This is a genomic window from Prauserella shujinwangii, assembly GCF_003001955.1.
GTDB classification, from domain to species: domain Bacteria; phylum Actinomycetota; class Actinomycetes; order Mycobacteriales; family Pseudonocardiaceae; genus Qaidamihabitans; species Qaidamihabitans shujinwangii.
This window is the reverse complement of sequence record NZ_PVNH01000013.1, coordinates 70,702-93,764: the sequence shown is the minus strand read 5'-3', so window position 1 is coordinate 93,764 and position 23,063 is coordinate 70,702. Positions and strand designations below refer to the sequence as shown.

At 68.7% G+C, this 23,063-nt stretch carries 20 protein-coding genes; 5 read left to right on the top strand and 15 right to left on the bottom strand.

All coding sequences use genetic code 11. The annotated features are described in order from the left end of the window. Window positions 1–15: 15 nt before the first annotated feature. The 9 genes from rplB to rpsL form a co-directional block, all read right to left on the bottom strand. The gene (gene rplB, locus B0I33_RS27330) at window positions 16–849 is read right to left on the bottom strand and encodes a 50S ribosomal protein L2 (protein ID WP_106181904.1); all 834 of its coding nucleotides are present in this window, start codon (window positions 847–849) and stop codon (window positions 16–18) included. 14 nt (window positions 850–863) lie between these two features. Then, entirely contained in the window at window positions 864–1,175 is a 312-nt protein-coding gene (gene rplW, locus B0I33_RS27325; RefSeq protein WP_106181902.1) for a 50S ribosomal protein L23, read from the bottom strand. After that, a complete protein-coding gene (gene rplD / locus B0I33_RS27320) occupies window positions 1,172–1,849 on the bottom strand; it encodes a 50S ribosomal protein L4 (protein ID WP_106181900.1) in 678 nt (225 codons plus the stop codon). The genes rplW and rplD overlap by 4 nt, the downstream gene beginning before the upstream one ends. Next, entirely contained in the window at window positions 1,846–2,502 is a 657-nt protein-coding gene (gene rplC / locus B0I33_RS27315; protein WP_106181899.1) for a 50S ribosomal protein L3, read from the bottom strand. Before rplC ends, rplD begins: the two co-directional genes overlap by 4 nt. Window positions 2,503–2,532: 30 nt before the next feature. Then, entirely contained in the window at window positions 2,533–2,838 is a 306-nt protein-coding gene (gene rpsJ / locus B0I33_RS27310) for a 30S ribosomal protein S10 (protein ID WP_106181897.1), read from the bottom strand. A 400-nt stretch (window positions 2,839–3,238) separates the two neighbouring features. Then, window positions 3,239–4,432 carry an elongation factor Tu gene (tuf, locus tag B0I33_RS27305; RefSeq protein WP_106181895.1) on the bottom strand — a complete coding sequence of 398 codons (1,194 nt, stop codon included), beginning with the start codon at window positions 4,430–4,432 and terminating at the stop codon, window positions 3,239–3,241. A 130-nt stretch (window positions 4,433–4,562) separates the two neighbouring features. Then, the gene (gene fusA / locus B0I33_RS27300) at window positions 4,563–6,662 is read right to left on the bottom strand and encodes an elongation factor G (protein WP_106181893.1); all 2,100 of its coding nucleotides are present in this window, start codon (window positions 6,660–6,662) and stop codon (window positions 4,563–4,565) included. A gap of 64 nt (window positions 6,663–6,726) precedes the next feature. Next, on the bottom strand, window positions 6,727–7,197 hold the full coding sequence (gene rpsG, locus B0I33_RS27295; RefSeq protein WP_106181891.1) for a 30S ribosomal protein S7: 471 nt from the start codon (window positions 7,195–7,197) through the stop codon (window positions 6,727–6,729). Then, on the bottom strand, window positions 7,197–7,571 hold the full coding sequence (gene rpsL, locus B0I33_RS27290; protein ID WP_003102113.1) for a 30S ribosomal protein S12: 375 nt from the start codon (window positions 7,569–7,571) through the stop codon (window positions 7,197–7,199). Before rpsL ends, rpsG begins: the two co-directional genes overlap by 1 nt. A gap of 398 nt (window positions 7,572–7,969) precedes the next feature. Between rpsL and B0I33_RS27285 the strand changes: the two genes are divergently transcribed. The 5 genes from B0I33_RS27285 to B0I33_RS27265 are packed head-to-tail and all read left to right on the top strand — an operon-like array spanning window position 7,970 to window position 11,557. Next, window positions 7,970–8,542: a YbaB/EbfC family nucleoid-associated protein gene (locus B0I33_RS27285; protein ID WP_106181890.1), complete on the top strand. Its 573-nt coding sequence runs from the start codon at window positions 7,970–7,972 to the stop codon at window positions 8,540–8,542. 31 nt (window positions 8,543–8,573) lie between these two features. Beyond that, a complete protein-coding gene (locus B0I33_RS27280; protein ID WP_106181888.1) occupies window positions 8,574–9,383 on the top strand; it encodes a hypothetical protein in 810 nt (269 codons plus the stop codon). A gap of 45 nt (window positions 9,384–9,428) precedes the next feature. Continuing rightward, entirely contained in the window at window positions 9,429–9,749 is a 321-nt protein-coding gene (locus B0I33_RS27275) for an ESX-1 secretion-associated protein (protein ID WP_106181886.1), read from the top strand. A 2-nt stretch (window positions 9,750–9,751) separates the two neighbouring features. After that, complete coding sequence (locus tag B0I33_RS27270) at window positions 9,752–10,876, top strand: WXG100 family type VII secretion target (protein ID WP_106181885.1); 1,125 nt, start codon at window positions 9,752–9,754, stop codon at window positions 10,874–10,876. Window positions 10,877–10,885: 9 nt separating this feature from the next. Continuing rightward, window positions 10,886–11,557, top strand: coding sequence for a hypothetical protein (locus B0I33_RS27265; protein WP_106181883.1), 672 nt, complete (start codon window positions 10,886–10,888; stop codon window positions 11,555–11,557). A gap of 94 nt (window positions 11,558–11,651) precedes the next feature. Here the strand turns inward: B0I33_RS27265 and B0I33_RS27260 are convergent, their stop codons facing one another. The 6 genes from B0I33_RS27260 to B0I33_RS27235 all read right to left on the bottom strand — a co-directional run bounded on the left by B0I33_RS27260 (window position 11,652) and on the right by B0I33_RS27235 (window position 23,030). Continuing rightward, on the bottom strand, window positions 11,652–12,389 hold the full coding sequence (locus tag B0I33_RS27260; protein ID WP_106181881.1) for a D-Ala-D-Ala carboxypeptidase family metallohydrolase: 738 nt from the start codon (window positions 12,387–12,389) through the stop codon (window positions 11,652–11,654). A 196-nt stretch (window positions 12,390–12,585) separates the two neighbouring features. Continuing rightward, window positions 12,586–13,113: a DinB family protein gene (locus B0I33_RS27255; RefSeq protein ID WP_106181880.1), complete on the bottom strand. Its 528-nt coding sequence runs from the start codon at window positions 13,111–13,113 to the stop codon at window positions 12,586–12,588. Between the two features lie 153 nt (window positions 13,114–13,266). Then, the gene (locus B0I33_RS27250; RefSeq protein WP_106181878.1) at window positions 13,267–17,178 is read right to left on the bottom strand and encodes a DNA-directed RNA polymerase subunit beta'; all 3,912 of its coding nucleotides are present in this window, start codon (window positions 17,176–17,178) and stop codon (window positions 13,267–13,269) included. A 96-nt stretch (window positions 17,179–17,274) separates the two neighbouring features. Then, the gene (gene rpoB / locus B0I33_RS27245) at window positions 17,275–20,769 is read right to left on the bottom strand and encodes a DNA-directed RNA polymerase subunit beta (RefSeq protein ID WP_106181876.1); all 3,495 of its coding nucleotides are present in this window, start codon (window positions 20,767–20,769) and stop codon (window positions 17,275–17,277) included. A 525-nt stretch (window positions 20,770–21,294) separates the two neighbouring features. Continuing rightward, complete coding sequence (locus tag B0I33_RS27240; RefSeq protein WP_245901129.1) at window positions 21,295–22,035, bottom strand: hypothetical protein; 741 nt, start codon at window positions 22,033–22,035, stop codon at window positions 21,295–21,297. 155 nt (window positions 22,036–22,190) lie between these two features. Then, window positions 22,191–23,030, bottom strand: a complete 840-nt coding sequence (locus tag B0I33_RS27235; protein ID WP_245901127.1) for a hypothetical protein — start codon at window positions 23,028–23,030, stop codon at window positions 22,191–22,193. Window positions 23,031–23,063: the final 33 nt, after the last annotated feature.

The following is a 23,063-nucleotide window of genomic DNA, read 5'->3' as shown; positions in this document are numbered from 1 at the left end:
CTTCTACCTCCCTGCTCAGCGCTTCTTGCCGGTACGCCGGCGGCGGACGATCAGCTGGTCACTCGGCTTGCGACGGCGGGTGCGGCCCTCCGGCTTGCCGTTCGGGTTCACCGGGTGCCGGCCACCGGACGTCTTGCCCTCGCCACCACCGTGCGGGTGGTCCACCGGGTTCATGACGACACCGCGGACGGTGGGGCGCTTGCCCCGCCAGCGGCTGCGGCCCGCCTTGCCCCAGTTGATGTTGGAGTGCTCGGAGTTGCCGACCTCGCCCACGGTGGCGCGGTTGCGCACGTCCACGTTGCGGATCTCGCCCGAGGGCATCCGCAGCTGGGCGTACGGGCCGTCCTTCGCCACGAGCTGCACGCGGGCGCCCGCGGAACGCGCGATCTTCGCGCCGCCACCGGGGCGGAGCTCGATCGCGTGCACGATGGTGCCCACCGGGATGTTGCGCAGCGGCAGGTTGTTGCCCGGCTTGATGTCGGCGCGCGGGCCACTCTCCACGGGGTCGCCCTGCTTGAGCTTGTCCGGGGCGATGATGTAGCGCTTCTCGCCGTCGGCGTAGTGCAGCAGCGCGATGCGGGCGGTGCGGTTGGGGTCGTACTCGATGTGCGCGACCTTGGCCGGGATCCCGTCCTTGTCGTTGCGCCGGAAGTCGATCACCCGGTACGCACGCTTGTGGCCGCCACCCTTGTGCCGGGTGGTGATGCGGCCGGACGAGTTGCGGCCGCCGCGGCCGTGGCGCGGACGCAGCAGCGACTTCTCCGGCTCCGAACGCGTGATCTCAGCGAAGTCGGACACCGAGGAGCCCCGGCGGCCCGGGGTCGTCGGCTTGTACTTGCGGATGCCCATGTCTTCTCAGTCCCTTACGCGGCTGGTCCGCCGAAGATCTCGATCGGCTTGCTCTCCGCCGAGAGCGTCACGACGGCACGCTTGGTGTCCTTGCGCTTGCCGAAGCCGTACCGGGTGCGCTTGCGCTTGCCCGGCCGGTTCAGCGTGTTCACGCTGACGACCTTCACGCCGAACACCTTCTCGACCGCGACCTTGATCTGCGTCTTGTTGGCGTCCGGGCGAACCAGGAACGTGTACTTGTGGTCCTCGAGCAGCCCGTAGGACTTCTCGGAGATCACCGGCGCGATGAGGATGTCGCGCGGGTCGGGGATCGCCACCGAGCTCACTGCTCGTCACTCCCTTCAGCCCCTTCGACGCGGCCCTTGCCGCCCTTGGCGGCGCCCGCGAGGAACGCCTCCAGCGCGGCCTTCGTGAAGACCACGTCGTCGTTGACCAGCACGTCGTAGGTGTTGAGCTGGTCCGGCGTGATCAGGTGCACGTAGGTGAGGTTGCGCGCGGAGAACCAGCCGAGCTGGTCGTCGCGGTGCAGCACCACGAGCACGCGCTTCGCCTGGGTCACGGCGGCGAGCGCGGCCTTCGCGTCCTTGGTGGACGGCTTCTCGCCGGACACCAGCTCGGTGATGACGTGCACCTGGCCCGCGCGCGCCCGGTCGGAGAGGGCACCGCGCAGCGCGGCGGCCTTCATCTTCTTCGGGGTGCGCTGGCTGTAGTCGCGCGGCGTGGGGCCGTGCACCGTGCCACCACCGGTGAACTGCGGCGCGCGGACGGAGCCCTGCCGGGCCCGGCCGGTGCCCTTCTGCCGGTACGGCTTCCTGCCACCACCGCGGACCTCGCCGCGGGTCTTCGTGTCGTGCGTGCCCTGGCGGGCGGCCGCGAGCTGGGCCACCACGACCTGGTGCATCAGCGGCACGTTGGCCTGCACGTCGAAGATCTCCGCGGGAAGCTCGACGGTGCCCTCCGCCTTGCCAGCGGGGGACTTCACCTCGATCGTCGCGGTCACTGCGTCACACCACCCTTCGCGGCGCTGCGGACGAAGACCAGGCCGCCCTTGGGACCGGGCACCGCACCCTTGATCAGCAGCAGGCCGTCCTCGGCGCGCACGGAGTGCACGGTGAGGCCCTGCGTGGTGACCCGGTTGTTGCCCATCCGGCCGGCCATCCGCAGGCCCTTGAACACGCGGCCCGGCGTGGCGCATCCGCCGATCGAGCCGGGCGCGCGGTGCTTGGCCTGGTTACCGTGGCTGGCGCCCTGGCCGTGGAAGCCGTGCCGCTTCATGACACCGGCGTAGCCCTTGCCCTTGCTGGTGCCGGTCACGTCGACGACCGTGCCGTTCTCGAAGACGTCCGCGGTGACCTCCTGGCCGACCTCGTACGTCTCGGCGTCACTGGTCCGCAGCTCGGCGAGATACCGCCGGGGCGTGACACCCGCCCGCTGGAAGTGCCCGGCCTTCGGCTTGTTGACCTTACGCGGGTCGATGGCGCCGAACGCCAGCTGCACGGCCGAGTAGCCGTCCTTGTCCTTGTTGCGCACCTGGGTCACCACGTTCGGCCCGGCCTGCACGACGGTGACCGGGATGATCCGGTTGTTCTCGTCGAAGACCTGGGTCATGCCGAGCTTGGTGCCCAGGATGCCCTTCACTTGCCTGTCAGACATGAGTCTCTTATCTCCGCCGCGCGCTCTCGCTTACTGGATGTTGACGTCGACGCTCGCAGGGAGGTCGATCCTCATGAGTGCGTCCACGGTCTTGGGCGTCGGATCCATGATGTCGATCAGACGCTTGTGGGTGCGCATCTCGAAGTGCTCGCGCGAGTCCTTGTACTTGTGCGGCGAGCGGATGACGCAGTAAACGTTCTTCTCGGTGGGCAGCGGCACCGGCCCGACGACGGAGGCGCCGGTGCGCGTCACCGTCTCCACGATCTTGCGCGCGCTCGCGTCGATCGCCTCGTGGTCGTAGGCCTTGAGCCGGATGCGGATCTTCTGTCCCGCCATGGTGGCAGCTCGTTCCTTGTCGTTTGCCGATTCGGGCTGTCGTCTTCTGCGCAGACGCAGTCGTCTCGTGCCGCTATCTCACACCGGAGTTCCGAGCAGCCGTACAGCCCTCTTCTCGCCGGTCTGCGCACGTCAACGCCCTGCTGTCCGGTCCACGCGGTCGGGCGTGTCGCGCCCAACACGCAGACTGATCCCGCAGGATCGTCGTGGTGCCGTAGGTCCTGTGCGTGCCGGAGCGGCCCGGCCGGTGCCAGGCGCTCCAGACCCGCGATCCCTCGCGGGCCCGACGCTCGTGCCGGGGCGGCCGATTCTTTCCGTGTTGCCACAGAATCGGCCGCCCCGCAACGAGCAACCCTAGTAGGATGCCATATTCGTTACCGGCACCCGTACCCGGGGGTACTTACTTCACGATCTTGGTGACCTGGCCGGCGCCGACGGTGCGGCCACCCTCACGGATGGCGAACCGCAGGCCCTCGTCCATGGCGATCGGCTGGATCAGCTTCACCGAGATCTCGGTGTTGTCGCCCGGCATCACCATCTCGGTGCCCTCCGGCAGCGTCACGACACCGGTGACGTCGGTGGTCCGGAAGTAGAACTGCGGACGGTAGTTGTTGAAGAACGGCGTGTGCCGGCCGCCCTCGTCCTTGGCCAGGATGTAGACCGAGGCCTCGAACTCCGTGTGCGGGGTGGTGGTGCCCGGCTTCACGACGACCTGGCCACGCTCCACGTCCTCACGCTTGATACCGCGCAGCAGCAGGGCGGCGTTGTCACCGGCCTGGCCGTAGTCGAGCATCTTGTTGAACATCTCGATGCTCGTCACGGTGGTCTTGCGCGCCTCGGGACGGATGCCGACGAGCTCGACCTCTTCGTTGAGCTTGATCTCACCGCGCTCGATACGGCCGGTGACGACCGTGCCGCGGCCGGTGATGGTGAAGACGTCCTCGATCGGCATCAGGAACGGCTTGTCGGTGGCACGCACCGGGTCCGGCACGCTGTCGTCGACGGCGTCCATGAGCTCGAGCACGCTCTGCGCCCACTTCTCGTCGCCCTCGAGCGCCTTGAGGCCCGAGACCTTGACGACCGGAGCGTCGTCGCCGGGAAACTCCTGCGAGGACAGCAGCTCCCGGACCTCCATCTCGACGAGCTCGAGGATCTCCTCGTCGTCGACCATGTCGGCCTTGTTCAGCGCCACGACGATGTAGGGCACGCCGACCTGACGCGCGAGCAGCACGTGCTCACGGGTCTGCGGCATCGGGCCGTCGGTCGCGGCGACCACCAGGATCGCGCCGTCCATCTGGGCGGCACCGGTGATCATGTTCTTGATGTAGTCGGCGTGGCCCGGGGCGTCGACGTGCGCGTAGTGACGCTTCTCGGTCTGGTACTCGACGTGCGAGATGTTGATCGTGATGCCGCGCTGCTTCTCCTCAGGCGCGTTGTCGATCTGGTCGAACGCACGCGACTGGTTCAGCTCCGGGTACTTCTCGTGCAGAACCTTGGTGATCGCCGCGGTCAGAGTGGTCTTACCGTGGTCGACGTGACCGATGGTCCCGATGTTGACGTGCGGCTTGCTCCGCTCGAACTTCGCCTTCGCCACTGGAATGTCCTCCTGGACTTTGCTTGCTCACCGGATCGGCGTGGCCCTGCCTGCCGGTGACTCGATCTGGTCGGTTGTGCGGACCCTAGGGGAGGCCCCTTTCACGCCCGCGTTGGGTGCGATTGGAGAGTTACTCCCCCGTCGCCTTCGCGATGATCTCCTTCGCGACGTTCGCCGGAACCTCGGCGTAGGAATCGAAGTGCATGGAGTAGTTCGCTCGACCCTGGGTCTTCGACCGCAGGTCGCCGACGTACCCGAACATCTCCGACAGCGGCACGAGTGCCTTGACGACGCGCGTGCCGGACCGCTCCTCCATGGCCTGGATCTGGCCACGGCGGGAGTTCAGGTCACCGATGACGTCGCCCATGTAGTCCTCGGGCGTGGTCACCTCGACCGCCATCATCGGCTCGAGCAGTACCGGGTTGGCCTTCTTCGCGGCTTCCTTCATCGCCATCGAACCGGCGATCTTGAACGCCATCTCCGAAGAGTCGACCTCGTGGTACGCACCGTCCAACAAGGTGAACTTCAACCCGACGAGCGGGTAGCCGGCCAGGACGCCGTACTGCATGGCGTCCTGGGCGCCCGCGTCCACCGACGGGATGTACTCCCTCGGCACGCGGCCACCGGTCACCTGGTTGTCGAACTCGTAGAGCGCGCCGTCGCCGGTCTCGAGCGGCTCGAGCTTCACGATCACCCGCGCGAACTGACCGGAGCCACCGGTCTGCTTCTTGTGGGTGTACTCGAGCTTGTCGACGACCTTGCGGACGGTCTCGCGGTAGGCGACCTGCGGCTTACCGATGTTCGCCTCGACCTTGTAGTCGGACTTCATACGGTTGACCAGCACCTCGAGGTGGAGCTCACCCATCCCCTTGATGATGGTCTGCCCGGTCTCCTCGTCCTGCTTGACCTGGAAGGTGGGGTCTTCCTCGGCCAGCTTCTGGATCGCGTTGGAGAGCTTCTCCTGGTCCGCCTTCGTCTTGGGCTCGATGGCCACCTCGATGACGGGCTCGGGGAACGTCATCGACTCGAGAACGATCGGGTTCTGCGGGTCGGCGAGCGTGTCACCCGTCGTGGTGTCCTTCAGGCCCTGGACGGCGTAGATGTGGCCGGCCTGCGCCTCGTCGACCGGGTTCTCCTTGTTGGAGTGCATCTGGAAGATCTTGCCGATGCGCTCCTTGCGGTCCTTGGTCGCGTTGACGACCTGCGAACCCGAGGCGACCCTGCCCGAGTAGACCCGGATGTAGGTCAGCTTGCCGAAGAACGGGTGCGCGGCGACCTTGGAGACCAGGGCCGAGAACGGCTCCTCGACCGACGGCTTGCGCGACGCGGGGGTCTCGCCGTCCAGCAGCAGGCCCTCGACCGGCGGCACGTCGAGCGGCGACGGCAGGTAGTCGATCACGGCGTCGAGCATGGGCTGCACGCCCTTGTTCTTGAACGCCGAGCCCGCCAGCACGGGGAACGCCTCACGGCTGAGCGTGAGCTTCCGGATGCCGGACTTGATCTCGTCCTGCGTCAGCTCCTCGCCGCCGAAGTACTTCTCCATCAGCTCGTCGTCGGTCTCGGCGACCGCCTCGATGAGCTGGTCACGGTACTCCTGAGCGCGCTCGGCGAGGTCGGCCGGGATCTCCTCGACCTCGTAGTCCTCGCCCTTCTTGACGTCGCCACGCCAGGTCAGCGCCTTCATCCGGACGAGGTCGACAACGCCCTGGAAGTCGCTCTCCGCACCGATGGGCAGCTGGATGACCAGCGGGCGAGCGCCGAGGCGCTCGGAGATGGTCTTCACGGTGAAGTAGAAGTCCGCACCCAGCTTGTCCATCTTGTTGACGAAGCAGATGCGCGGGACCTCGTACTTGTCGGCCTGGCGCCAGACCTGCTCGGACTGGGGCTCGACACCTTCCTTGCCGTCGAACACGGCGACGGCGCCGTCGAGCACGCGCAGCGAGCGCTCCACCTCGACGGTGAAGTCGACGTGGCCCGGGGTGTCGATGATGTTGACCTGGTAGTCGTTCCAGAAGGTGGTGGTCGCAGCCGAGGTGATGGTGATACCCCGCTTCTGCTCCTCCTCCATCCAGTCCATCGTGGCGGCGCCGTCGTGGACCTCGCCGATCTTGTAGTTGATGCCTGTGTAGAACAGGATCCGCTCGGTGGTGGTGGTCTTACCGGCGTCGATGTGGGCCATGATGCCGATGTTGCGGACCTTGTTCAGGTCGGTCAGCACGTCACGTGCCACTTGAATGTTCCCCTGTCTCGAACGTGGGGCCCGGCATTGGCTTCGGTCGGCTGCCGGGCGGCGCTCACCAGCGGTAGTGGGCGAACGCCTTGTTGGACTCGGCCATCTTGTGCGTGTCCTCGCGGCGCTTCACGCTGGCCCCGAGGCCGTTGCTCGCGTCGAGCAGCTCGTTCTGCAGGCGCTCGATCATGGTCTTCTCGCGGCGTACGCGCGCGTACGCGACGATCCAACGGAGCGCGAGGGTCGTGGAGCGACCCGGCTTCACCTCGATCGGCACCTGGTACGTGGCGCCACCGACGCGGCGGCTCTTCACCTCGAGGGTGGGCTTCACGTTGTCGAGCGCACGCTTCAGCGTGACGACCGGGTCGGTGCCGGTCTTCTCCCTGGCGCCTTCCAGCGCGCCGTAGACGATGCGCTCGGCCAGCGAGCGCTTGCCGTCCGTGAGGACCTTGTTCACCAGCTGGGTCACCAGCGGCGAGGCGTAGACGGGATCAGCGGTGAGTGGCCGCTTCGGGGCCGGACCCTTGCGGGGCATCAGCTCTTCTCCTTCTTCGCGCCGTACCGGCTGCGCGCCTGCTTGCGGTTCTTCACGCCCTGCGTGTCGAGCGAGCCGCGGATGATCTTGTAGCGGACGCCCGGCAGGTCCTTCACACGACCGCCGCGCACGAGCACCATCGAGTGCTCCTGGAGGTTGTGCCCCTCACCGGGAATGTAGGCCGTGACCTCGATGCCGCTGGTCAGCTTCACACGCGCGACCTTGCGCAGCGCCGAGTTCGGCTTCTTGGGCGTGGTGGTGTACACGCGGGTGCACACGCCACGCCGCTGCGGGCTCCCCTTGAGCGCCGCGGTCTTCTGCTTGGCAGCCTTGTCCTGGCGGCCCTTGCGGACCAGCTGCTGGATCGTGGGCAATGGACCAGCTTTCTGTCGCGTCTGTCAGCTCTACTCTTTCCCCGGTCCCCGCGGTCGGGCGTGTCGGCCCGCGTCAGGATCTTTCGATCCGCTAACGTCCCCTCGGGATTTCCGTGGAACTCCGTCTGGCCCCGGCCGTCAGCCGGGAGCTGGAGCACCCGGCCGTGGCCGAATGGCACACGGAGCCGCCCGACGCCTGCCGGGCACGGTCGTCAAAGATACCCGCCCGCCCAGATGTCAACCACATCGGGGGTCGGTTTCGACCCATGACGCGGCACGGACGGGTGGCTTACCGGTCCCAGTTTACCGGATCCTCACCCGCACGCAGGGCGGATGAGCCATGATGAGGCCCGCGTCGAGCGCGTACGTGACCACCACCATAGCCGGGGAGGCAAGCAGTGTCAGCAGAGTTCGACCGGCTCGTCGCTCAGTTCGAGCAGTTCCAGTCGAAGCTGAAGAACGTCGACGAGCAGTTCGCGAACCTGGGCCAGATGCAGCGGCAGATCGCGGACCTGGAGGCCGTCGCCACATCACCCGACCGGTCGATCACGGTGGTCGCCGGTCCCGGTGGGTCGGTGAAGGACATCAAGCTCACCGAGGCGGCGCTCGCGCAGCAGCCCCAGGCCCTGTCGAGCGCGCTGCTGTCGACGCTGCAGCAGGCGGTGGCCGAGGCCGCCCGCAAGCAGGCCGGGATCGTCGAGGAGCACGTCGGTGACGACATGCACCTCACCGACCAGGTGCTGGAGACGCAGGCCCAGCTGTTCGGCACCTCCCCCGAGGAGCTGCGGGAACGCACGGAGGAGGAGCGGCCCGCGCGGCGCGCGGACGCCGACGAGGTCCACGACGACTACTCGCAGCAGTCAGTCCTGCGGTCGTCCGACGAACAGCCGCCCGGCACTCCCCCGCCGAGCGCGACAGGTTCCCAGGGCGACGATTTCCTGCGCAACCTGTTCAGCGAGGACGACCGCTGACCTCGGAGGAGAAGGAGGAGGTCACCCCCGAGTGACGTTCGAGGACCACCTGCCCGGACTCATCGTCGTGAGCTACGCGCTCATGGCGCTGTGCCTCTGGGGACGGAGCAAGCTGCGGGCGAAACTGCCGCCGCCGTCCGCCGACGAGGACGCAGGCGAGTCGCAGGTGCCGACGCCGGCTCCCGGCAGCATCGGTCCGGAAGCCGGTGCGGGAGCGACCCGGACGGGGGCTCGCGCGCTGGCGTGGGGCGCCGCCGTGCTCGGCACCGGCACCACCGTGACGTGGCTGTACGCCGCGCTGGACCTCAGCGGCATCGTCGTGTTGCTCGCGGTGCTGCTGGGGCTGGTCCTGTTCGGGCTGATGCTGGGGCTCGCGCTGCAGAGCGAGTCCGCCACGAGCAAGCTGTTTGGCGTGCTCGGCGCGGCCGTGGTCCTCGCCGACTTCTGGTTTCTGATGCTGGCGCCGCTGCTGCACCTGCTGGGCCTGACCAGGGACATCGCATTGCACGTGACCAGCGTGTTCGAGTCGCGCAACCGCCTGGGCGCCGGGCAGGCCACGACCGTCCAGGGCAGCTACGAACTCGACGGGGCCGAGCACCAGGCGGACGTCTGGTGGCTCGCCCTCGGCGGGGCGCCGGAGGAAGGGGAGACGGTGGCCGCGGGCCTGTCCCCGGCGTGGCCGCACCAGATCATCGGGGAGACGTCGGAGGCGTGGCTGCTGCTCGGCATCGGCGCGGGCACCGCCGTTCTGTACGGATGCGTCTTCTTCGGGGTCGTCTCCGGCACCCGGCGGTTCCGCACCCGGCGGAACACACCGGCAGAACAGGGAACCGGGAGGTGACCCCGCACGGTCGAAGCGGGGAGCACGGAACAGGAGGAGGGCACAGTGAGCGGGTTCAACGTCAACGCCGAGGAACTGCGGGCGTACTCGGGGAAGCTGGCCGGGCAGAAGGACACCGCGAGCCAGATCGGCGGGCTCGTCGACACGGCCGATGTCGGGGACAAGTCGTGGGGCGTGGTCGGCCTGTTCGTCAAGGACGAGTACACGCAGATGCTCGGCGACCTCAAGGACCTGTTCGCCGACATGCAGGACGGGTTCCAGTCCGGAGTGGACAAGTTCCGGCTGGCCGCGGACGGCTACCAGCAGCACGAGGACGCCATGAAGCAGCTCCTCGACGGCATGAAGATCGAGATCGAGGGTAAGTAGCGATGGCTGAGGTCGAGCACGAGGCAGGCGGCGTCAAGATCAAGGTCGGCGAGAAGGACGTCGGCACCAAGGCCCAGGAGGCCGTGCCCGTTTACGGCAACTTCCTCAAGGCGTTCGAGGCGGGCGGCAAGCTCACCGACGGCGCGACCGGCTCCGAGGTCTCCGGGCTGATGTCGGAGGGCTCCGGGTTCATCATGTCGTGCGCGGGCACGGCGATGGGCATCGCGACGGACCCCATCGGGTGGCTCGTCGGCCAGGGCCTGAACTTCCTCATCTCGGTCGTGCAGCCGCTCGAGGACGCGATCCACTTCGTCAGTGGCGACGGGCCCGCGCTGTCGCAGGCGGCGGAGAACTTCAACGCGATCGGCCAGGGCGTGACCGAGCTGCGGCAGAAGTTCGACGAGGAGCTGGCCTCCACCGTGAAGGAGTGGGGTGGCGAGGCCTCGGAGACGGCGGGCACGAAGCTGGCCGAGTTCGCCAAGGGCATCGACGGGGTGGCCGGGCAGGCCGGCGAACTCGCCCAGCTCCTGCAGATGTCCAGCATGGTGATGACGGTCATCGAGGACTTCATCAAGGCGCTGCTCACCGAGTTCATCACCTGGCTGATCATGATCTGGATCCCGGCGCTCGCCGCCGCGGTGCCGACCGCCGGTGCCTCCACGGCGGCCGCGGGCACGGCGACCGGCGTGCGTGCCGCGACCACGACCAGCCGCGTGTCGCAGATGATCGCGAAGCTCCGCAGGGTGCTCGACAAGATCATGGACTTCCTGCGCGGGCTGCGCACCCGGATGGGCAACCTGCGCACCGGCTTCAAGCAGGCGATGGACAACAAGCGGCTGCAGAGCAGCCTCGCCGACATGGAGCTCGCGGGCGGCAGCAGGTCCCCGATGGCGAAGCTCATGGGCGGCGACGGGATGATCGGTGAGCGGGTGCAGAAGGGCTTCGGCACGATGACCGGCAAGGCGCTCGGTGACACCGCGGCCGCGCAGGTCGGCGCCGGCACGGGGGCGAACGCGGGACCCGAGAAGCTCTACCGCAACATCGGCAACACGGAGAAGGCCGGCGAGTACGACCAGACCGGCGCGGACCAGACGAAGAGCGAGACCGAGGGCTACCTCGACATCTGAGAAGGGGCTATGACACCGTCGACGTGGCTTCCGGACGGCCCGGCCGGGTGGGTGCTGATCGCCCTGCTCGTCGCGGGCCTGGCGTGGTGGGCGGCGCGGCGCGTCCCCAGGGCGACGTTCGGCGCCGGCGGCGCCCGGCGGCTCGCCCGGCAGCGTGGCTGGCTGGCCAAGGCGGGCCCGGCCGGTGAGGGCGATCTCAGCGGGGACGGTGCCCCGGCCGCCGCGTCCTGGGAGCACGCGGGGCTGCCCAGGACCGACTTCGAGTTGCTCGGTGAGCACCGGGGTTACGTGTTCCACGCCCGGCAGCAGCGCACGCGCGCCAAGACGTCGGCGGGCCATCCCGGTACCCACAGTTTCTACTGGCGGTACGACTACGTGGTCAGCATCGCGACGACCCCACATCCCTACGACGGGTTCTTCACCCGGGGCGTGCGCCAGCCGATCACCGACTGGCGGCTCGCGCTGTACCCGGCGTTCCTGGAGTGGGAGCGGGCCATCTTCGAGTCGTTCGACCTCGCGGGCAACAACACACCGCCGAACGGTTACCGCAGCGGGCACGGCCTCGTCTCCGTCGAGCGGCGTGCGGAACGGCTGTCCCGGCAGGCCCTGCTGGCCCATCTCGATCAGCTCGTGGACTCCGTCCAGCCCGGTATGACCGGCTACCACGCCGGTCCCTCCTGAGCCCCGCGCGCGACATTCTGCCCGCAGAACGCGGCCCGGGGACCCGCCGGAGCGCGTTTCGCGGGCAGAATGTCGCGCTCCGGCGGGTCCGGGATCAGATTCCGCAGCTGGATGCCGACCAGTAGCGGCTCGACCGGTGGTCGACGTGGGTGTGGTCGTTGTGGCCGGGGAAGCCGGGGCCGAGGATGCCGTTGAAGCCGTGGTTGCGGGCCTGCCTGGCCAGGGTGCACAGCGAGTGCGGGCCTGCCCCGAGGTCGACGGCGTCGCCGTAGAGGTGGCGGCTGTTGGACGCGCCGCCGACGGCGTCGTTGCACGCGTGGCTGCGGAAGCCGCTGGTGACCCGGATCGGGGAGTCACCGAGCGCGTGCCGCATGGCCTGCAGCTTCCACATGGACACGAGCGCGTTGAACCGGGCCGTCGAGGCCGAGACCGCGCCGCCCGACCAGCTGGAGTTGCACTGGTTGAGCTCGGCGAACGAGAAGTTCGCCGGGCTGCAGTCGCTGTCCTGCAGCGCGTAGATCTTGCTGTACGTCTGGCTGCCCGCGATACCGTCGGCCGCGAGCCCGTACGCCTGCTGGAACCTGGTGACCGCGGCCTTGGTGGCGGGACCGTAGTCGCCGTCGATGGCCAGTACCCCGCCGTAGCCGGGATAGCCCGAGACGCGGATCTGCAGCTGCCGCACGTCCTCCCCCGACATGCCCTGGGAGAGCGTGCGGTTCCACGTGTAGCAGGCGTCGGCCTGCGCCGGACTCGCCGTGACCGTGGAACCCACGACGGCGCCGGCGACGGCGAGCAGCAGTGCGGCAACGAGTCCGGCAACACGTCTGACCATGGGTGACCTCCTCTACCCGGTTCAGTGACGCCGGGAAGAGTGGCGTGGCCCACGCCGAGTCGTCAACGATTCACACCCTGGTGGCCCAGTCTGTTCGTCTGTGTCAGCGGCGCCCACCCCCGCCGTGCCGCCCGCCCCGGGCGCATTCTGCCCGCAGAAGGCGCCCGGGGCGGGCGGCGGAGCGACATTCTGCCCGCTAAAGGCGCTCGGGGGTGACGTCGTGCCAGTGGTGGACGGGGTCGTGGATGAAGTAGCGGGCGAAGGTGTCCACGGTGAAGTGGGCGCCGTCGCTGCGGGTGCCGGTGCGCTGCCACTGGTCGTCGTTCACCCGTTCGAACCGCGCGGCGAGGGTCTCGGCCGCCTCGGCGAGTTCGTCCGCGACGTGCCGGGGATCCTGCTCGCCGTACCGCTCGGCGACCGCCGTCTCGTCCTGGTCCCAGTTCGGGAAGGCGGGGTCGTCCTCGGTCAGCATGAGCACCAGGCGATCGTCGTAGATCCGGAAGACGTCCCGGACGTGGCAGGCGTACTCCAGTGGCGACCACTTGTCGGGCCGCGGCCGCGTCCGCACGTCCGCGCCGGCCGTGAGCAGCTGCCGCCAGGACGCCGCGTTCACCCGCAGCATCGCGGGCACCTGCCGGGGTGTGATGGACGAGGCGTCGAAGCCGCATTCCGGGCAGGTGCGGCGCAGGACCCAGGTCCAGTCCTTCGTGTCAGGCGTAATCACCAGCAGATCGTCACCCGCACCGATGCTGAAGCACCAGTGAAATTCCGTTCAACACGGTTAAGCAGCGCTGAAAAAGCGCTCGGCCCCCGGGGCGCGGGAGGCACCCCGGGGGCCGAGCGCTCAGGTGACTACGTCGGCGCGGCAGCCGCGTCCTCAGCGGAAGTCGCGGCCGAAGTCGTAGTCGTCCAGCGGGACCGCGGCACCCGTGCCGGTGCCGAACACGTCCGGCGTGTAGTAGCCGTCGTCGTAGGACGGGATCGCGTAGGCCGCGACCCGCGCCTCCTCGGTCGGCTGGACCTGGATGTTGCGGTAGCGGTTGATGCCCGTACCGGCCGGGATCAGCTTACCGATGATCACGTTCTCCTTGAGGCCCACGAGCTTGTCGCTGCGGCCGTTGATCGCCGCATCGGTTAGGACTCGCGTGGTCTCCTGGAACGACGCCGCGGACAGCCACGAGTCCGTGGTCAGCGACGCCTTCGTGATACCCATCAGCACCGGACGGCCGGAGGCAGGCTCGCCGCCCTCGGCCACCGCCTGCCGGTTGACCGCCTCGAAGCGCGTGCGCTCCGGCAGCTCACCGGGCAGGAACTCGGTGGTACCCGAGTCGATGATCGTGACGCGCCGCAGCATCTGCCGCACGATGACCTCGATGTGCTTGTCGTGGATCGACACACCCTGCGCGCGGTACACCTTCTGCACCTCGTTGACCAGGTGCATCTGGGCCTCGCGCGGGCCCATGACCCGCAGCACCTCGTGCGGGTCCGGCGTGCCTTCCAGCAGCGGCTGGCCGACGTTCACGTGGTCGCCGTCCGCCAGCGGGCCGTTCGGCCCCACGGCGAGACGCTGCCGCTTCGACAGCTTGTCGAAGACGATCTCCTCGCTGCCGTCGTCCGGGATCAGCGTGATCTTCCAGAACCGCTCGCTCTCCTCGATGCGCACGCGGCCGTCGACGTCGGCGATCGGCGCCTTGCCCTTCGGGATGCGGGCCTCGAACAGCTCCTGCACACGCGGCAGACCCGTGGTGATGTCGTCACCGGCGACACCACCCTGGTGGAAGGTACGCATCGTGAGCTGGGTGCCCGGCTCACCGATCGACTGGGCGGCGACGATGCCGACGGCCTCGCCGACGTCCACCAGCTGACCCGTGGCCATCGACCGGCCGTAGCAGGTGGCGCAGATGCCGACCGCGGACTCGCAGGTCAGCACGCTGCGGACCTTGACCTTGGTGATCCCGCTCGTGATGAGCTTCTCGATGGCGGGATCGCCGAGGTCGTCGCCCGCGTTGAGCACCACGTTGCCCTGCGCGTCGACCGCGTCGGCCGCGAGGTTGCGGGCGTAGACGCTGGTCTCCACGTGCTCGGTGCGCACCACGCGACCGTCGGGCAGCTCGTCGCCGATGGTCATCATGATGCCGCGGCTGGTGCCGCAGTTGACCTCGCGGACGATGACGTCCTGCGACACGTCCACCAGACGCCGGGTCAGGTAACCCGAGTCGGCGGTCCGCAGCGCGGTGTCGGCCAGACCCTTGCGGGCACCGTGCGTGGCGATGAAGTACTCCGCCACCGAGAGGCCCTCGCGGAAGTTGGCCTTGATCGGCCGCGGGATGTACTCGCCCTTCGGGTTGGACACCAGACCACGCATACCGGCCAGCGACCGGACCTGCGTCATGTTGCCCGCCGCCCCCGACCGCACGATCATCGCGATCGGGTTGTCGTCCGGGAAGTGGTCCTCCATCGCCTTGGCGACGTCCTCCGTCGCCTGGCCCCACACCTTGACCAGCTCGTTGTTGCGCTCGGCGTGCGAGAGCTGACCGCGCTGGTACCGCTTCTCGACCTGGGACGCCTTGGCCTCGTACTCGTCGAGGATCCGCTTCTTCTCCTCGGGCACGAGCACGTCGGAGATCGCCACGGTGACACCCGAGCGGGTGGCCCAGTAGAACCCGGCGTCCTTGAGCCGGTCGAGCGTCTGCGCGACCTGCGTCATCGAGTACCGCTCCGCCAGGTCGTTCACGATGACCGCCTGCCGCTTCTTCGGCAGGGGCTCGTTGATGAACGGGTAGTCGGCGGGCAGCAGCTCGTTGAACAGCACGCGGCCGAGGGTGGTCTCGGCCAGCCACGGCTGGCCGGGCTCCCAGCCCTTCTCGCGCAGCGCGGGCTCGTCGGCCTTGGCCGGCTGCCGGTCCTTGACCCGGATCTTCACCGGCGCGTGCAGGCCGATCTCGTGCAGGTCGAAGGCCATGACGGCCTCGGCGAGCGACGAGAAGGAACGGCCGGCACCCGGCGCGTTCTCGTCCAGCCTGGTCAGGTGGAACAGGCCGGTCACCATGTCCAGTCGCGGCATGGCCAGCGGGCGGCCCGACGCGGGCGACAGGATGTTGTTCGCCGACAGCATCAGGATGCGCGCCTCGGCCTGCGCCTCCGCGGACAGCGGCAGGTGCACGGCCATCTGGTCACCGTCGAAGTCCGCGTTGAACGCCTCGCAGACCAGCGGGTGCAGCTGGATGGCCTTGCCTTCCACCAGCTGCGGCTCGAAGGCCTGGATGCCGAGGCGGTGCAGCGTCGGTGCCCGGTTCAGCAGCACCGGGTGGCCGTTGATGACCTCCTCCAGCACGTCCCACACCTGCGGGCGGGCCCGCTCCACCATCCGCTTGGCGGACTTGATGTTCTGCGCGTGGTTGAGGTCGACCAGCCGCTTCATCACGAACGGCTTGAACAGCTCCAGCGCCATGTCCTTCGGCAGGCCGCACTGGTGCAGCTTCAGCTGCGGACCGATGATGATGACCGAACGGCCCGAGTAGTCGACGCGCTTGCCGAGCAGGTTCTGGCGGAACCGGCCCTGCTTGCCCTTGAGCAGGTCGGACAGCGACTTGAGCGGCCGGTTGCCCGGGCCCGTCACCGGACGGCCGCGGCGGCCGTTGTCGAACAGCGCGTCGACGGCCTCCTGCAGCATCCGCTTCTCGTTGTTGACGATGATCTCGGGCGCGCCGAGGTCGATCAGCCGCTTCAACCGGTTGTTCCGGTTGATGACGCGGCGGTACAGGTCGTTCAGGTCGGACGTGGCGAAGCGGCCACCGTCCAGCTGCACCATCGGGCGCAGCTCCGGCGGGATCACCGGGATCGCGTCCAGCACCATGCCGCGCGGGTCGTTGCCGGTGTTCTGGAACGCCGCGACGACCTTCAGCCGCTTGAGGGCGCGGAGCTTCTTCTGCCCCTTGCCGGTGCGGATCGTCTCGCGCAGCGACTCGGCCTCGGCGTCGACGTCGAACTCGACGGCGAGCTTCTGAATGGCCTCGGCGCCCATGCCGCCGGTGAAGTACTCGCCGTAGCGGTCGATCAGCTCGCGGTAGAGCTGCTCGTCGACGATCAGCTGGCGCGGCTCGAGCTTGGTGAACGTCGACCAGACCTCCTCGAGCCGGTCCAGCTCACGCTGGGCCCGGTCGCGGATCTGGCGCATCTCACGCTCGCCGCCCTCCTTGACCTTGCGGCGCACGTCCGACTTCGCGCCCTCGCCCTCCAGCTCGGCGAGGTCGGCCTCGAGCTTCTGCGCCCTGGCCTCGATGTCGGAGTCCCGCTTGGCCTCGATGTTGCGGCGCTCGACGCCGATCTCGTTCTCGAGTGTCGGCAGGTCGTTGTGCCGCAGCTCCGTGTTCACGCTGGTGATCACGTAGGCCGCGAAGTAGATGATCTTCTCGAGGTCCTTCGGAGCCAGGTCGAGCAGGTAGCCCAGCCGCGACGGAACACCCTTGAAGTACCAGATGTGCGTGACGGGCGCGGCCAGCTCGATGTGGCCCATGCGCTCGCGGCGCACCTTGGCCCGGGTCACCTCGACGCCGCAGCGCTCGCAGATGATGCCCTTGAAGCGCACCCGCTTGTACTTACCGCAGTAGCACTCCCAGTCCCTGGTGGGACCGAAGATCTTCTCGCAGAAGAGACCGTCCTTCTCCGGCTTCAGCGTGCGGTAGTTGATGGTCTCCGGCTTCTTGACCTCACCGAAGGACCACTGACGGATGTCGTCCGCGGTGGCCAGGCCGATCCGGAGCTCATCGAAGAAGTTGACGTCCAGCACGTCCTTGCATCCCCTTGGGTTTGATTCGGCTAGAGGGGTCGGCTACCCGGGTGGGAGGGCACACGGGAGGTGTGCCCTCCCACCCGGGCGGCTGGGTCATTGCACGACGTCGTCCACCGAGGGCGACTCGTTGCGGGACAGGTTGATGCCGAGGTTGGCGGCGGCCCGTTCGAGGTCTTCGTCGTCGGAGTCGCGCATCTCGATGGCGGCCCCGTCGCTGGAGAGCACCTCGACGTTCAGGCACAGCGACTGCAGCTCCTTGAGCAGCACCTTGAACGACTCCGGGATACCCGGCGACGGCATGTTCTCGCCCTTGACGATGGCCTCGTAGACCTTCACGCGGCCGAGCACGTCGTCGGACTTGATGGTGAGCAGCTCCTGCAGCGTGTACGCCGCGCCGTAGGCCTGCATCGCCCAGCACTCCATCTCACCGAAGCGCTGGCCACCGAACTGCGCCTTACCGCCCAGCGGCTGCTGGGTGATCATCGAGTACGGGCCCGTCGACCGCGCGTGGATCTTGTCGTCCACCATGTGGTGCAGCTTCAGGATGTACATGTAGCCGACGGCGACCGGGTACGGGAACGGCTCGCCGGAGCGGCCGTCGAGCAGCGTCGCCTTGCCGTCGGCGTCCACCATGCGCTCGCCGTCCCGGTTCGGCTTCGTCGCCCCGAGCAGCCCCATGAGCTCCTGCTCCTTGGCGCCGTCGAACACCGGGGTGGCCGTGCGAGTGCCCGGTTCCACCTCCTGCAGCTCCTCGGGCAGGCTCTTCGCCCACTCGGGAGCGCCCTCGACCTTCCAGCCCTGCGAGGCCAGCCAGCCGAGATGCAGCTCGAGGATCTGCCCGATGTTCATCCTTCGCGGCACACCGTGCGTGTTCAGCACGACGTCGACCGGCGTGCCGTCCGGCAGGAACGGCATGTCCTCGACGGGGAGGATCTTGCCGATGACGCCCTTGTTGCCGTGCCGGCCCGCGAGCTTGTCGCCGTCCTGCACCTTGCTCTTCTTCGCCACGTAGACGCGGACGAGCTCGTTGACGCCCGGGGGCAGCTCGTCGTCGTCCTCGCGGGAGAACACGCGGACGCCGATCACCTTGCCGGTCTCGCCGTGCGGCACCTTCAGCGAGGTGTCGCGCACCTCGCGCGCCTTCTCGCCGAAGATCGCGCGGAGCAGGCGCTCCTCCGGGGTCAGCTCGGTCTCGCCCTTCGGCGTGACCTTGCCGACCAGGATGTCGCCGTCGCGGACCTCGGCGCCGATGCGCACGATGCCGCGTTCGTCGAGGTCGGCGAGCACGTCCTCGGAGACGTTCGGGATGTCCCGGGTGATCTCCTCGGCACCGAGCTTGGTGTCGCGGGCGTCGACCTCGTGCTCCTCGATGTGGATCGAGGTGAGCACGTCGTCCTGGACCAGCCGCTGCGAGATGACGATGGCGTCCTCGTAGTTGTGGCCCTCCCACGGCATGATCGCCACGAGCAGGTTCTTGCCGAGCGCCATCTCACCCTGGTCGGTGGAGGGGCCGTCGGCGATGACCTGGCCTGCCTCGACGCGGTCGCCCTCGTTGACGACCGGCCGGTGGTTGAAGCACGTGCCCGCGTTGGTACGGCGGAACTTGTACAGCCCGTAGCTCTTGCGGGTGCCGTCGTCGTGCATGATCGTCACCAGGTCGGCCGAGAGCTCCTCGACCACCCCGGCCTGCTCGGCGACCAGCACGTCGCCCGCGTCGACCGCGGCCCGCAGCTCGGCGCCGGTGCCCACGAGCGGGGCCTCGTTGCGCAGCAGCGGCACGGCCTGCCGCTGCATGTTGGCACCCATGAGCGCGCGGTTGGCGTCGTCGTGCTCGAGGAACGGGATCATGGCCGTGGCCACCGACACCATCTGGCGCGGCGACACGTCCATGTAGTCGACCTCCATCGGGTCGATCAGCTCGACCTCGCCGCCCTTGCGGCGGCCGAGGACCGTCTCCTCGACGAAGTAGCCGTCGGCGTCGATCGGCGCGTTGGCCTGCGCCTTGACGAAACGGTCCTCCTCGTCGGCGGTGAGGTAGTGCACCTCGTCGGTGACCCGGCCCTCGACGACCTTCCGGTACGGGGTCTCGATGAAGCCGAACGGGTTCACCCGCGCGTAGGAGCACAGCGAGCCGATGAGGCCGATGTTCGGGCCTTCCGGCGTCTCGATCGGGCACATCCGGCCGTAGTGGCTGGGGTGCACGTCGCGCACCTCCATGCCGGCGCGCTCACGGGACAGACCGCCGGGGCCGAGCGCCGAGAGGCGGCGCTTGTGGGTCAGCCCGGACAGCGGGTTGTTCTGGTCCATGAACTGCGACAGCTGGGAGGTTCCGAAGAACTCCTTGATCGCCGCGACGACCGGGCGGATGTTGATCAGGGTCTGCGGCGTGATCGCCTCGACGTCCTGGGTGGTCATCCGCTCGCGGACCACGCGCTCCATGCGGGAGAGGCCGACCCGGATCTGGTTCTGGATCAGCTCGCCGACGGTGCGCAGGCGGCGGTTGCCGAAGTGGTCGATGTCGTCGGTCTCGACCGGCACCTCGCGCTCGCCGATCGTCATCCTGTCCTCACCCGCGTGCAGGCGGACGAGGTACTCGATGGTGGTGACGATGTCTTCCTCGGTGAGCGTGCCGGTGTCGTACGGCAGGTCGAGCCCGAGCTTCTTGTTGATCTTGTACCGGCCGACCTTGGCGAGGTCGTAGCGCTTGTCCTTGAAGAACAGGTTCTCCAGGAGCGTCTGCGCGCTCTCCTTCGTCGGCGGCTCGCCGGGACGCAGCTTCCGGTAGATGTCCAGCAGCGCCTCGTCCTGGCCCGCGGTGTGGTCCTTCTCGAGGGTCGCGAGCAGCGTCTCCGAGAAGGAGAAGCGCTCGCGGATCGCCTCGGTGGTCCAGCCGAGCGCCTTGAGCAGCACGGTGACCGGCTGGCGGCGCTTGCGGTCGATGCGGACGCCGACGGTGTCGCGCTTGTCGACGTCGAACTCCAGCCACGCACCCCGGCTCGGAATGACCTTGACGCTGAAGACGTCCTTGTCGGTCGTCTTGTCGACCGCCTGGTCGAAGTACACCCCGGGGGAGCGCACGAGCTGGGAGACGACCACGCGCTCGGTGCCGTTGATGATGAACGTGCCCTTGTCGGTCATCACGGGGAAGTCGCCCATGAAGACCGTCTGGCTCTTGATCTCACCGGTGTTGTTGTTGACGAACTCGGCGGTGACGAACAGCGGCGCCGCGTAGGTCATGTCCTTGTCCTTGCACTCCTCGACGGAGGCCTTGACCTCGTCGAAGCGCGGGTCGGAGAAGGACAGGGACATCGAGCCGGAGAAGTCCTCGATCGGGGAGATCTCGTTGAGAACCTCCTCGAGACCGCCGACCGGGTTCTCGTCCCCCTCGTTGACGGCACGCTCGTACCACGCCTCCGAACCGGTGAACCATTCGAAGGACCTGATCTGGACGTCGAGGAGGTTGGGAGTGGTCAGCGGTTCGCGAATCTTCGCGAAGGAGACCCGCTTCGGCGCTCCGGGGATGCCCGTGGACTCGGGAGTCGAGTGGGTGGTCGCAGCAGTGGCCTGGTTCGCGGGAGAGACTGCCAAGATGCGTCCTTCCGGGGACATAGCGGTTGAGCAGCCGCGTTAGCAACTCGTAACACGTACTGTCAAGGGTGCGGTGGTGCCGACCATCCTAGCTGCCGCGATTGGGCAGCCTGAAAGTGGGCAGCGCAAAGAAGCAGTCTAGCCCGGAAGACGGCATCTGTCGAGGGGGCACTCCCAGACCGGGGCCCAGCCTCACGTGCTCGTCTCCTGGCTCGCCTCCCGCATGGGCGTGCCGTCGGGAGTAAGCGTGAACCCCCAGCGACTATGAGTCAAGCGCCCACGCGCGGATCCCTTCGGACGGCGCAGTACCGGCACCCCCGACCGACCGGCAGCCGACACGGTTTCCCCTGGTGAGGGGGCCGGAATCCGGCCCGCGAGCCGCTTCGGCGGGCCGCGAGCGACCGCTCCCGCGCGCCGGCCGCGGCGGAACGGGACGCGCGGGCGGGAACGCGGCACTCGGCGTTCTGAGCGCGGCACTCGGCGGCCCGGGCGGGGGACACGCGCGCCCGGGCGGGGGACACGCGGTCAGTTGCCGCCGTTCGGCTGCTCGGGCGCGGAGGACGGGGCCGGCGTGGGTGCCCCCGAGCTGTAGGTGTCCATGTCGACGACCTTCCACTGCCCGTCGCGCTTCTCCGTGTTGAACCACATGGCGGCGCCGCCCGCCGAGCTCTGGTTCTTGTCGGTGCGCGTCGCGGTCTGGTCGATGTACACCATGACCTTGGCCCGGTCGCCGTCGAGCAGGATGACGCCGCTGCGGGTGGCCTTGACGGTCACCACGATCTTCTGCTCGGGTGCCAGCTTGCGGACCTCGCCCATGAGGGCGTCGTACTTCTGCCGGACCTCGTCGCCAGCCAGCAGCTCGTTCGCCGCCTGCTCGGTCTTGCCGAGATCGTTGTAGTCGATGGAGAACAGCCGCTCGGCCGCGCTGCTCATCGCCTGCTTGACCTCGGCGGTCGCGGCGACGTCCACCAGCGCGGTGTTGCTCGTGGCCGAGGCGACCTCGTCGTGCTGGAGCTTGAAGAACACCCCGAGTCCGCCGAAGACGACGGCCACCGCGAGCAGCACGGCGGTCCGCGTGTACATCCCCCGGCGCGACAGTCCGCCCGCGGAACGCTCGCGCCGGGCGGGTGGCGGGGGCGGCCCTGAGGGCGCCTCGGCGTCGGTGACCTCGGCCTCGGAGGCGGGCTTCGGCGCGCCCGCGTCCCGGGACTTGCGGCGCGGGGTCGGCCTGCCGGGTTCCCGAGGCACCTCGAGGGTGTCCGGCACCGGGGGAGCCTCGGGCGCCGCTTCGGCGCCCTCCGGCCGCGGCCGGGGAGAAGGGGACGGTTTGCGCAGGCCGGCCACGCGCGGCCGCCGGGCCGGCGGCGGCGCGCCCGGGAGGTGGCGGGAAGGTGGCAACACTGGCTCCGTTCTGGCTCGGCCTACTGGCCCGATCCGACCACCGGCACCTCGCCGATGTTCGACAGTTTCCAGGCCTGCTCGCCATTCTCCGCGACACGGGTCAGCTGGACCTCGAGCCGCAGGGTCTTGGTGCTCGTCTGGTCGCCCTGGGTGATCTCGTTGCTCACGGTGGCGAGCGCGCTGGCCTTGCCCTCGTGCTCGTTGAGCTCCTCCACGGCGATGTCCTGCACGGTGGAGACGACCTTCGTCTTGGCCTGGGCGATGGCCTTGCGGTAGGTCTCCTCGGACTTGTCGATCTGCTCGCGCAGGTCCCCGGTGGTGATCTCCCGCTGCCGGGAGAAGTACGCGTCCGGGTTCTCGTAGTCCAGCTCGGTGAACGCCTCCACGGCGGTGCCGGTGGCCCGCACGACGTTCTCCCTCGCGGTGGCGATGTCGGCGTCGTCGCTGTTCGACTCGGTCAGCCACAGGACACCGAAGACGGCGGCCACCACGACCGCGGCCACGGCGAGGGCCGCGCTGCCCAGCATCAGCAACCGGGGCAGCTTCGGGTCGGCCGGGTCGTCTTCCGCGGCCGCGGCCGCACGCTCCGGCTCGGTGTCCTCGGTGTCCTCGGTGTCCTCGGTGTCCTCGGTGTCCTCGGTGGACTCGGTGTCCTCCGCGGCCTCCGTGTCCTCCATGGAATCGGCGGACTCCGGGGACCCGGCGGCCTCCGGGGACCCGGTGGTCTCCTCCCGGGCCGCACCCTCGGCGGAGGACCCGGACGCGTCAGCCGACCCGGCCCGCGCCGTCGCGGTCTCCTCCTCCGGGACGGCGGGCTCGCCGTCGCCTGCGGCGGAGTCCCGCTGCTCGTCCGAACTCATAACGCTCCAGGGTAGGTGGGGGGTGTGATATCG

Excerpts from the sequence above, each read along its gene's own strand:
- rplB (WP_106181904.1), bottom strand. The coding sequence starts at position 849 with ATGGGCATCCGCAAGTACAAGCCGACGACCCCGGGCCGCCGGGGCTCC.
- rplC (WP_106181899.1), bottom strand. The coding sequence starts at position 2,502 with ATGTCTGACAGGCAAGTGAAGGGCATCCTGGGCACCAAGCTCGGCATG.
- rpsJ (WP_106181897.1), bottom strand. The coding sequence starts at position 2,838 with ATGGCGGGACAGAAGATCCGCATCCGGCTCAAGGCCTACGACCACGAG.
- rpsG (WP_106181891.1), bottom strand. The coding sequence starts at position 7,197 with ATGCCCCGCAAGGGTCCGGCCCCGAAGCGGCCACTCACCGCTGATCCC.
- B0I33_RS27270 (WP_106181885.1), top strand. The coding sequence starts at position 9,752 with ATGGCTGAGGTCGAGCACGAGGCAGGCGGCGTCAAGATCAAGGTCGGC.
- B0I33_RS27265 (WP_106181883.1), top strand. The coding sequence starts at position 10,886 with ATGACACCGTCGACGTGGCTTCCGGACGGCCCGGCCGGGTGGGTGCTG.
- B0I33_RS27260 (WP_106181881.1), bottom strand. The coding sequence starts at position 12,389 with ATGGTCAGACGTGTTGCCGGACTCGTTGCCGCACTGCTGCTCGCCGTC.
- B0I33_RS27235 (WP_245901127.1), bottom strand. The coding sequence starts at position 23,030 with ATGAGTTCGGACGAGCAGCGGGACTCCGCCGCAGGCGACGGCGAGCCC.